Here is a 10,051-nt window from a genome sequence, read left to right on the forward strand (position 1 = left end):
GCAGGTAAACGGTATCAATGGTGCCGACAGCATCGAGTATGAGCCGATGGGATGGGCCTGTGCGCAGTTGGCCCTGTAACTCGCTAAAACTTCTGCGATGGGTTTCAATGCCCCGTTGTTGCAGGGCAAGCTCAAGTAAATGCTGGTCAAACACATTGTCCTCATGGTCTTGGACTATCATCAAGAACCGTGCAGGCCCCGGATCGGCAAACCCATGTTTTATATTAAAAGTGGCATAGGCAATACCGTTCGCTAGCTCCGATATGGCATGATTTTCAACCAGCTCTCCCATCGGAAGCTGCCACTGCCGCTGTAAATAATCATGGAGTTGTTGCACCCGTTGGCCGAAGGGCCCCATGCCGGCGGCAATCCCGTTAAACTCGATAAGTTGTGGACCCAGATCGCGATCGTCCATAAAATCGCTGCGCATGATAAGTAGTGGTACACGCCGCGCAGGGACATCGCTGAAATGGATTTGCTGGTGCAGCTTAAGCAGCGCCGCAAAAAAGGGCTCACTGGGCGTGATAGGTTGGATCACCTCTTGGATGAGTGCATTATTTTCCGACACATTATCAATGAGCTTTCCGAGCAACTGCACCGCATGAGTTAAATAGGCAAAGTGCGTTTGGCTGATGGGTGTGGGGCTGAAAGTAAAAGGCACATGAGTTGCGCAGAAGGGCGTGGCCTTAAAGGCCATGCCATGGGTGAGTGCCCATTCAATGGCGTCATCTTTGCATTTTTGGCTAATCATTGCATTCATGTTCATCCCTTAAAGCGGAGTGGATTTAATTTATAACGCATTACATTACATATTGATATAAAAGCCCTGTCGTTATCGCCATGCCTAAAATAACGCTTAAAAACGCCGCGATCATCTGTTTTTTAAAAATGGCTTTGAGCAGGATCACTTCGGTTAAACTCGCACCAGCACTGCCGATGATTAAGGCCATCACTGAGCCCATGGCCATCCCTTTTTGAACCAATGCGGCGCTCAGCGGGATCACGGCCTCGGCACGAATATAAAGGGGAATGCCAATCACGGCGGCAATGGGGATAGCGTACCAAGTGGCCTCGCCAGCATATTGCACAATCAAATCCGTTGGGATAAAGCCATAAATCAAGGAACCTAATGAGATACCGACAATAAGATAAGGTAATACTTGCTTAAAGTCCTTCCAAGTCGTGCGCCAAATGGTAAGCCAAGGCAGCACGCGCTTTGGCTGTGGTTGTGCGGCGGTGGTGTCGACGCAGCAGGCTGAAGTGGATGTTACTGGCTTAGTGGCACAGCATGAGGTTTGGATTACCGCCGGTGTTGTGCCACAACAACTTATGGTTGGCTGCGTTAATGCGTAGGCCTCTTGGCGGACATAGCGCTCAAATCCCCATTTTTCTAATAAGTATCCTGCAATCACAGATACGCCCAGCGCCATTGTAAAATAGAATAGTGCCACTTTAATACCAAACGTCACAATAAATAAGCCAATAATCATTGGGTTAAGTAATGGGCTGGCAAATAAAAACACCATCATGGGGCCAAATCCCGCCCGCGCCCGGAGTAATCCTTTTAAGAAGGGAATGGTCGAACATGAACAAAATGGCGTGATTGAGCCAAGGAGTGCAGCGATCACATATCCTTTGCCGTTGCGCGAGCTAAGTACGGCTTGAACTTTGGCTGGAGTGATAAATTCTTGAATTACGCCAACGAGATAGCTGATAACGAGATAGAGCAGTGTAAGCTCAATCGCCAGAAAAACGAACATATTGGCCGTTTCGGTTAACATTTCCAGTACTTCTGCAGGCATTTTATCACCTCAACAATTAATCATTTCGAATATTCTGGAATAATAGTTACGTTTCAATTGTCGTGCAATAATTATTTCTGGAATTATCGAAATATTAGGTTTATCGTTGGTGCATAAATGGCAGCGTGTTTCACTCAAATACGACTGACGATGGACGGTTAAGCTCGCGAAGCTTAAGCTATTTTTGATATTATCGAGTGAATTAAGCCGATTGAGGTCGATATGACAATTGCACAAAACTCCCTCTCAGATACCGCCATCTCGGAGACTAAGCCTGCTGAGATGGATGTGTTAGATGCCGCGAAAGTTTTAAAGGAGTTAGGCCATCCTACACGCCTAGCACTATTTCGCATCTTAGTGAAAGGCGGTTATGCGGGCGTTGCCGTGGGGCAATTACAGGAGCAATTGCAGATCCCCGCTTCAACGCTTTCGCACCATATTAGCGCCTTGATGTCTGCGGGGGTGATTTCACAACGGCGGGAGGGACGAGTGTTATATTGCGTCCCGGATTATGCGCTATTACAGGGATTGGTGCATTTTTTACAGGACCAATGTTGCACAGGCTAGGGCGAGTGCGCATATTGGCTAAAGCGAGTTGCAGATATTGGCTAAAGCGTGGCATTGGCTTTTGCTGGGTGAGATTTATCTAACCTATTTCACATATATGATTTTTCATATATAGTTTTATTGACGTAAACAGCGCACATGCGGCATAACCACACCTAACTTAGCTCACAGTCGATGAAAGGGGGGCATAATGGATCCAACCCAATTTTTTAAATGTTTGGCCGATGAAACTCGCTTGCGCTGTTTGATGCTCATTCAGCAAGAAGGGGAGTTATGTGTCTGTGAGTTAACCGCTGCCCTGCAGGATATTCAGCCAAAAATTTCACGCCATTTAGCCCAGTTACGCCAATGCGGTTTATTGGTGGCGAGCCGCCAGGGGCAATGGATGTTTTATCGGATCAATGCCGATTTACCCCAATGGAGTCTGTTGGTGTTAGCCGCAGTGACCCGTGAAAATCGGGTATTTTTGCAAGAAAACATGCGTAATTTGAACATGATGGGTAGCCGTCCTGAGCGGGCAGCTGCCTGCTGTTAATTAAAAAAATTTCGCTTTTAATATACGTTTTTTCATATATTTATGGCGCCAGCGTCAATTGCTGGCGTATCGCCTACCACTAACGGGAAGATGAGCGAATGTTAGACATATTCTCAAGTTTTGCGAGTTGGTTAACCTTTGAGATCATGGGGTTGACGCCTAAGACGGCGCTTGCCGATGCGGTACATTTTTTTATTGAAGATACCACTAAGATTTTTGCACTGCTGTTAGTGATGATTTATGTGATTGCCTTGGTGCGGGCATCACTCAATGTGGAGCGGGTGCGGGATTATTTGGCGGGCAAACATCCTGTGGTCGGTTACTTTATGGGCTCGGGCTTTGGTGCGGTGACGCCATTTTGTTCATGTTCGAGTATTCCGGTATTTTTAGGTTTTACCAGCGCGGGGATCCCGATTGGGATCACCATGGCCTTTCTTATCACCTCTCCTTTGATCAATGAGGTGGCCGTGTTATTGCTGCTCAGTTTATTGGGCTGGAAATTTACGCTGATATATGTGCTGGTTGGCATGTCAGTGGGAATGCTCGCCGGGGCGTTTTTAGATCTGATCCGCGCCGAGCGGTGGTTGCAGTCTTTTGCCGCGAAGGCATTGGCCAATGCAAGGGCTCAAGGGAACAGCGCGATTGGGCCTCGCTCGGCGGCCAACGCCATGACATTGGCTGAGCGCCATGCCTTTGCAAAAGGTGAGACCCTAGATATTTTTGGTCGAGTGTGGAAATGGGTCATCATAGGCGTTGGACTTGGCGCAGCGCTCCATGGCGTTGTCCCTGCCGGTTGGATTGAAACTCACCTTGGTAACGGCCAATGGTGGTCAGTCCCTGCGGCAGTCCTGATTGGCATTCCACTGTATTCGAACGCGACAGGGATCATTCCGGTTATGGAGAGTCTGTTGCAGCATGGCTTACCCATAGGGACAACACTGGCATTTTGTATGTCGACGGTGGCGGCAAGTTTCCCCGAATTTATTTTGCTTAAGCAGGTGATGCAGTGGCGATTATTGGCAATTGTCTTTGCCATTTTATTGATTTCATTCACCTTAGTCGGTTGGATATTTAACGGGCTCAGTCCCATATTGTAAGGAGTTCCCAATGAAAAATATTAAAGTGTTAGGCAGTGGCTGTACTAAATGCAGCAAAACCGCTGAGATCATCGCAACTATCGCCAAGGAGAAGGGCATGGAGATTGCGCTGCAAAAGGAGACGCGTCCTGAAGCCATCATGAATTACCACGTTATGAGCACACCTGCCGTGGTGATCGATGAGCAAGTGGTGCATTGGGGCTCTATTCCAACTCGGCAGATGATTGAAAGCTGGCTCGCCGAGTAAGCCCCACGCGTGGCCCCTTTTGCTAAAAAAGTCATCTTATTGGCAAACATGAGTGCCACAGTGTTATGTATCGGTGCTGGCTATCTGTTTTAGCTTTCCGCAGGGGGAGTTGCGAGGCTAGGGCGCGGTGCTCGAGCTTAACCGATATAGATTAATTTCTGAATGTAAAACCTGAACAACATACAGTGTGTAACACGCAGTGAGAAGGACGGTGCTATGACAATTAAAATTGGGATCAATGGCTTTGGTCGTATGGGACGTTTAGCCCTGCGTGCCGCGTGGGACTGGGATGAGGTTGAATTTGTGCAGATCAATGATCCGGCGGGCGATGCGCCTACCTTGGCGCATCTACTGACCTTCGATTCGGTGCATGGCCGCTGGCAGCACGAGGCGCATGCCGAGGGAGATACGCTGATGATTAACGGCAAGCGCATCCTATGCACACACAACCAGACGATTGCCCAAACTGACTGGTCGGGCTGTGATGTTGTGATTGAAGCCTCGGGCAAAATGAAATCCAAAGCAGTGCTACAAGCTTATTTGGATCAAGGTGTTAAACGTGTCGTGGTCACCGCGCCCGTGAAAGAGGAAGGGGTGTTGAATGTGGTGATGGGGGTGAATCAGCAACAGTATGATAAAGCCCTGCATCCGATTGTCACCGCCGCTTCTTGCACCACCAACTGCTTGGCGCCAATCGTTAAAGTGATCCACGAGCAGTTAGGGATAGTGCACGGCTCAATGACGACCATTCACGATATCACCAATACCCAAACTATTTTGGATGCGCCCCACAAGGATCTTCGCCGAGCGCGGGCCTGCGGATTAAGTTTGATCCCGACGACAACCGGCTCAGCGACGGCGATTACCCATATATTTCCAGAACTTAAAGGTAAACTTAATGGCCATGCGGTGCGTGTTCCCCTCGCTAACGCCTCCTTAACCGATTGTGTGTTTGAGGTGAGTCGCCCAACTACCGAGGCTGAGGTTAATCGCCTATTAAAAGCGGCCGCAGAGGGACCGCTAAAAGGCATTTTAGGTTATGAAGAGCGTCCATTAGTCTCGGTGGATTATAAAACCGATCCGCGCTCGAGCATTATTGATGCGTTATCGACCATGATCATCAATGGCACTCAGGTTAAGCTGTACGCTTGGTACGATAACGAATGGGGCTATGCAAATCGTACGGTCGAATTGGCGCGGATGGTGGGGTTAATGGATAAGGCATAAGTCTTTCTATTTAAATAGAAACTAGGTATTTGAATAGCAATTAGGTATTTAAATAGCAACTATGGCTAAGTTTATCTGACTGAGCGGTTCTCAGTTAACGGAGTTGTGCCGAGTTAACTGAGCTGGCTCAGCGGTGCTAACTTAGGCTAACTGCGCCAAGTTGCGAGGAGCACTTTTTAGATGACACCCCAGATCCGCCAGTATTTGCTTGTGACAGGAAACTATTGGGCATTTACCCTTACCGATGGTGCGCTGCGCATGTTAGTGGTGCTGCATTTTCATGCTTTGGGGTATAGCCCGCTGCAAATTGCGATGCTCTTTTTGTTTTATGAGCTGTTTGGGGTCATCACCAATTTAGTGGGGGGCTGGTTCGCGGCGCGTGTAGGATTAAATCACACCATGAATATAGGGCTATTTTTGCAAATAGCCGCCCTTTGTATGCTGCTCTTGCCGAGCGCGATGCTTACGGTACCTTGGGTGATGGCGGCGCAGGCGCTGTCGGGTATTGCGAAGGATCTCAATAAAATGAGCGCCAAAAGCACGATCAAACTGCTCGTGCCCAAGGAGGCGCAGGGGGAGTTGTATAACTGGATTGCTTTGCTCACGGGATCTAAAAATGCCTTAAAAGGCGTCGGATTTTTCCTCGGGGGCGCGCTATTGGCCCTGTTTGGCTTTCACTATGCAGTCATGGGCATGGCGCTCATGTTGCTGCTAGTGTGGGTTGTTAGCCTGTTAATGCTTAAGGGTGATGTCGGTAAGGCTAAAAATAAACCTAAATTTACTGAGATGTTCTCTAAAAGCCCTGCCGTGAATACGCTTTCAGCGGCGCGGATGTGCCTGTTTGGCGCCCGCGATGTGTGGTTTGTGGTGGCTTTGCCAGTGTATTTGGCTGAACGCTTAGGCTGGGAGCCTAGCCAGGTTGGCGGTTTTTTAGCGTTGTGGGTGATAGGGTATGGCATGGTGCAGGCACTGGCGCCGCGCTTAACCGGTGCAACCTCAGTGGCGAAAGAGGTCGGCAAGGTGCCTGATGGCCGCAATGCTTTTGCGTGGGCGGCTGGTTTAACACTGGTGCCTGTGGCCATTGCGCTTGGGCTTGATTATCCCGTCCAGGGCAAGATGATGACGGGGGAGATAATACTGCTGGGAGGATTGATCCTCTTTGGTATCGTGTTTGCCATTAATTCTTCCTTACACAGTTATCTTATTGTCAGTTACGCCAAAGAAGATGGTGTGTCCTTAGATGTGGGCTTTTACTATATGGCCAATGCCATGGGCCGGCTGCTTGGCACTGTGCTGTCGGGTTGGGTATATCAGCGCTATGGTTTGGAGGCTTGTTTATGGATCTCGGCTTGCTTAATTGCCTTGGCCGCGGTGGTCTCGCGTCAGCTGCCACGCCATCCTCGCCCGATTTGAGCTTGGTGGTGCCGATTATCGTGCCACGGCGCGCAATTAAATCAATTAATCCCATATCGGGCACGCGAGTCTGCTATTATCGCGTTTTCTTATATTTTTAACCGTCGGTGATGCCAAGGCATCGATCGATTGGTTGGTGCTGCCCGAGTCTTGTTCTATGTCTATTCAAACACTGTTATCTGCGGCGTTAGCCAAACGTCAGGCTTTTTTACATCAAGCCGCCATGGCGCAAACTGACTGTTTTCGGGTGTTTCACGGTACGGTCGAAGGCGTGAATGGTTTGAATATTGACCGTTACGGTCATGCTTGGTTAGTACAGAGTTTTCATCAAACGTTGACTGAGGATGAGCTTCGCGAGATTGACACTGTGTTATCGCAGACGGCTGCGTTACCGATAATTTATAACGATCGCTCCCTTGGCCATTCACGGGTGTTAAATGCCTTATCCCCCGAGTTACAAGCGTTCGCCGATGCCGAGCAGGTGATGCTGGAAAATGGCATCAAGTTTACCAGTAAACTCAGGCACGAAGGTCAAGATCCCTTATTATTCCTTGATATGCGTATTGGCCGTGAATATGTACGAGCACATAGCCAAGATAAAACGGTGCTTAATTTATTTTCTTACACCTGTGGCATTGGGACGGCTGCGGCGATGGGCGGCGCAACGCGGGTGATGAATGTGGATTTTTCATCCTTCGCTCTGGCGGCGGGTAACACCAATGCGGCATTAAATCAGGTTGCTGGCGTGTGTGAGTTTGTGCAAAGCGATGCTTTTCCGGCGTTGCGGCAATTGGCTGGTTTAGCGGTTGGCGGCAGACGCAAGCAAAAGTTGCCACATTATCCTAAGTTAGCCGCTACTCAGTTTGATTTGGTCTTTCTCGATCCCCCTCGTTATGCCAAGAGCGCCTTTGGTATCGTCGATTTAATCAATGATTATCAAGGTTTATTTAAGCCTGCATTATTAGCCACTAAAGTCGGGGGCACCATAGTTGCCTGCAATAATGTGGCAAAAGTTGATCGCCAAGACTGGTTTGCGAGTTTAGTTCGTTGCGTTGAGAAGCAAGGAAGAAGGGTAACATCCCATCAATGGCTGGATCCCCATGAGGATTTCCCGTCCTTTGATGATAATCATCCCCTTAAAATCGTGGCCTTGACCTTACATTGACCTTAAACATCCAATATTGACCTTTACCCCGTCTACTTCAGTTGTGGTTGTCATGGCCACCATTGAAGTGTCATCTCAAAACCGCTCAATTGTGCCGCCTGATATGAAAATTAGTCATCGTTTACAACAGTTAGACCGTCTTATCTGTGAACCTTATGATCATCTATGGGATTGTTGCTGTGATCATGGCTTACTCGGCATGTCGCTGCTTAAGCGCCAAGCGGCCGCGCAGATCCATTTTGTCGATTGCGCGGCGCCAATCATGGCCCAACTCACGGATAATTTACGGCGGTTTTTTCCTGAGGATCGTTCAGAGCATTGCGATAACAATCCCCTTGGCTCATCGTTGCCAAGGTGGCAAGTCCATTGTATGGATGTGGCAGAGATCCCTTTGGCGGATAATGCTAAGCACTTGGTGATTATTGCGGGTGTCGGCGGCGAGCTGTTGGTTGAGCTTGTTGAGGCGATTGTGGCACGCCAAGCGAGGCGTCAAGCAAACATCACGCTCGAATTTATTTTGTGTCCCGTTCATCACCATTATTATGTGCGCAGTGCCATGAGACGCTTAGGCTTACGGCTGCGAGCCGAAACGTGGCTCGAAGATAATGGTCGCTATTATGAAATTTTGCACTTGCTTTGGGTGAACGATAAGTCAGCCGCGGCGGACGTTTCTACCCATGCGCATACCGCTGTTGACGCAGCGGCAGGACAGATCAGTGCGGCAGGCATGCAGATGTGGCAAGGATTATCAATAGCGCAAAATCGCAGGGCGCAGCAGCATCTCCATACTATCATCGCCCATTACCAACGCATTCCTGAGCACAAATTGCCCCATAAGGCCCAGCTCCTCGCCGATTATCGGCAGGTGTTAGCGCTGCTCACTCAGCAGGCCCAATGCGAGTGCGACGTATAAATGCGACTGTGACGTCTAAATTCGATAGGACGTCTACATGCGAATAGGGCGTAAGCTTATATGACGGTGAGATAAATACATAAGAAATGGCTGAGCGCGCCACCTAGCACAAAGAGATGCCAAATCGCATGATTAAAGGGAATGCGTTTACCCGCATAAAAAATGACGCCCAATGTGTAAAATAACCCACCTAAAATCAATAGATTAAATCCAAGTTCACTCATGGCGGTTGTTAAATCACCAATCACGGTGACACATAACCAGCCCATCGCCAGATATAGCCCAATACTCAGTTTTTTAAATTTATGAATAAAAAGCGTTTTAAATAAAATACCGCCGATGGCTAAGGACCAAATCGCCGTGAGGATCACGGTCGATTGCATGCCTTGCAGGGTGATCAGCATTAGCGGAGTATAAGTGCCAGCGATAAGGCAGTAGATCGCACAATGATCGGCAATTTTGAGTTTATGCTTCCATTTGGTATTGCTCACGCCATGATATAGCGTTGAACATAAAAAAAGTACTATGATGCTTGCGCCATAAACAATAACACCTGTTAGTTGAATGCTATTAAGGTGGTCAGCCCCTTTCAAGAGCATCAGTACTAACGCCACTAGGCCTGCGATCACGCCTAAGCCATGGGATACGCTGTTGGCCATCTCTTCAGCTAAGCTATAACCACTGGTATTTACATAGTATTTTGTCAAGATTTGCGTTCCTCATTTGGGCTAAATCGCCCAGCTATCCCTCGGTAGCTGTTGCAGCGCAATCCGCCAAGGTCATTGATGAGCATGAGTCTACCAGCCACGAATTAAAAGTGCCACATTTAAGCTTACAGTTGTAAGCTTAATTTTGTGTGGAGAATGATTCGCTTGGTAAAGCTTGTGAGTGGTTGGCGAAAATAGCAGACCTCGCGGCTCAAGGCGCTGGGTTGGCTAAAGCTCTGTACTAAGCCCTGTACTTTGAGGCAAGGTTGATGAATAATTGCGCGGGTAGTTTATCGCCTAAGAGTCATCATCATGCAAATTTCATCTGGCTTGCAAGGGTTACACAATGCTCAGTCTGGATTAACTCAGGCAACGATT

Annotated in this window: 10 protein-coding genes and 1 pseudogene; 8 read left to right on the top strand and 3 right to left on the bottom strand. The window is 48.5% G+C overall.

Annotated elements, in window-relative coordinates:
• A pseudogene (locus ACRCZA_RS13535) lies at nt 1-760 on the bottom strand (glutathione synthase); the annotation flags it as partial.
• Between the two features lie 40 nt (nt 761-800).
• On the bottom strand, nt 801-1,802 hold the full coding sequence (locus ACRCZA_RS13540) for a permease (RefSeq protein ID WP_438674940.1): 1,002 nt from the start codon (nt 1,800-1,802) through the stop codon (nt 801-803).
• 282 nt (nt 1,803-2,084) lie between these two features.
• Between ACRCZA_RS13540 and ACRCZA_RS13545 the strand changes: the two genes are divergently transcribed.
• From ACRCZA_RS13545 to ACRCZA_RS13580, 8 genes are all read left to right on the top strand, one after another.
• Nucleotides 2,085-2,369, top strand: a complete 285-nt coding sequence (locus tag ACRCZA_RS13545; protein WP_438674949.1) for an ArsR/SmtB family transcription factor — start codon at nt 2,085-2,087, stop codon at nt 2,367-2,369.
• A 190-nt stretch (nt 2,370-2,559) separates the two neighbouring features.
• Nucleotides 2,560-2,904, top strand: coding sequence for a metalloregulator ArsR/SmtB family transcription factor (locus ACRCZA_RS13550; protein WP_438674941.1), 345 nt, complete (start codon nt 2,560-2,562; stop codon nt 2,902-2,904).
• 98 nt (nt 2,905-3,002) lie between these two features.
• Nucleotides 3,003-4,001 carry a permease gene (locus ACRCZA_RS13555; RefSeq protein WP_438674942.1) on the top strand — a complete coding sequence of 333 codons (999 nt, stop codon included), beginning with the start codon at nt 3,003-3,005 and terminating at the stop codon, nt 3,999-4,001.
• A 10-nt stretch (nt 4,002-4,011) separates the two neighbouring features.
• Nucleotides 4,012-4,248, top strand: a complete 237-nt coding sequence (locus tag ACRCZA_RS13560; RefSeq protein ID WP_438674943.1) for a thioredoxin family protein — start codon at nt 4,012-4,014, stop codon at nt 4,246-4,248.
• Nucleotides 4,249-4,464: 216 nt separating this feature from the next.
• Nucleotides 4,465-5,475 (top strand): ArsJ-associated glyceraldehyde-3-phosphate dehydrogenase, encoded by a 1,011-nt coding sequence (locus ACRCZA_RS13565; protein ID WP_438674944.1) that lies wholly within the window; start codon nt 4,465-4,467, stop codon nt 5,473-5,475.
• Between the two features lie 180 nt (nt 5,476-5,655).
• Nucleotides 5,656-6,888 carry an organoarsenical effux MFS transporter ArsJ gene (arsJ, locus tag ACRCZA_RS13570; RefSeq protein ID WP_438674945.1) on the top strand — a complete coding sequence of 411 codons (1,233 nt, stop codon included), beginning with the start codon at nt 5,656-5,658 and terminating at the stop codon, nt 6,886-6,888.
• Between the two features lie 157 nt (nt 6,889-7,045).
• Nucleotides 7,046-8,053: a class I SAM-dependent rRNA methyltransferase gene (locus ACRCZA_RS13575; protein ID WP_438674946.1), complete on the top strand. Its 1,008-nt coding sequence runs from the start codon at nt 7,046-7,048 to the stop codon at nt 8,051-8,053.
• Between the two features lie 103 nt (nt 8,054-8,156).
• A complete protein-coding gene (locus ACRCZA_RS13580; RefSeq protein ID WP_438674947.1) occupies nt 8,157-8,966 on the top strand; it encodes a tRNA (adenine(22)-N(1))-methyltransferase TrmK in 810 nt (269 codons plus the stop codon).
• A gap of 56 nt (nt 8,967-9,022) precedes the next feature.
• On the opposite strand, the gene trhA is transcribed toward ACRCZA_RS13580, so the two are convergent.
• Complete coding sequence (trhA, locus tag ACRCZA_RS13585) at nt 9,023-9,673, bottom strand: PAQR family membrane homeostasis protein TrhA (protein ID WP_438674948.1); 651 nt, start codon at nt 9,671-9,673, stop codon at nt 9,023-9,025.
• Nucleotides 9,674-10,051: the final 378 nt, after the last annotated feature.

Origin of the sequence: Shewanella sp., from assembly GCF_051658185.1 — a bacterium.
In the GTDB taxonomy this organism is placed as follows: Bacteria; Pseudomonadota; Gammaproteobacteria; order Enterobacterales; family Shewanellaceae; genus Shewanella.

Bases quoted from the DNA above. Each gene is read 5' to 3' on its own strand.
- ACRCZA_RS13575 (WP_438674946.1), top strand. From the start codon at position 7,046: ATGTCTATTCAAACACTGTTATCTGCGGCGTTAGCCAAACGTCAGGCT.
- ACRCZA_RS13555 (WP_438674942.1), top strand. From the start codon at position 3,003: ATGTTAGACATATTCTCAAGTTTTGCGAGTTGGTTAACCTTTGAGATC.
- ACRCZA_RS13560 (WP_438674943.1), top strand. From the start codon at position 4,012: ATGAAAAATATTAAAGTGTTAGGCAGTGGCTGTACTAAATGCAGCAAA.
- ACRCZA_RS13565 (WP_438674944.1), top strand. From the start codon at position 4,465: ATGACAATTAAAATTGGGATCAATGGCTTTGGTCGTATGGGACGTTTA.
- ACRCZA_RS13580 (WP_438674947.1), top strand. From the start codon at position 8,157: ATGAAAATTAGTCATCGTTTACAACAGTTAGACCGTCTTATCTGTGAA.
- ACRCZA_RS13545 (WP_438674949.1), top strand. From the start codon at position 2,085: ATGGATGTGTTAGATGCCGCGAAAGTTTTAAAGGAGTTAGGCCATCCT.
- arsJ (WP_438674945.1), top strand. From the start codon at position 5,656: ATGACACCCCAGATCCGCCAGTATTTGCTTGTGACAGGAAACTATTGG.
- ACRCZA_RS13540 (WP_438674940.1), bottom strand. From the start codon at position 1,802: ATGCCTGCAGAAGTACTGGAAATGTTAACCGAAACGGCCAATATGTTC.
- ACRCZA_RS13550 (WP_438674941.1), top strand. From the start codon at position 2,560: ATGGATCCAACCCAATTTTTTAAATGTTTGGCCGATGAAACTCGCTTG.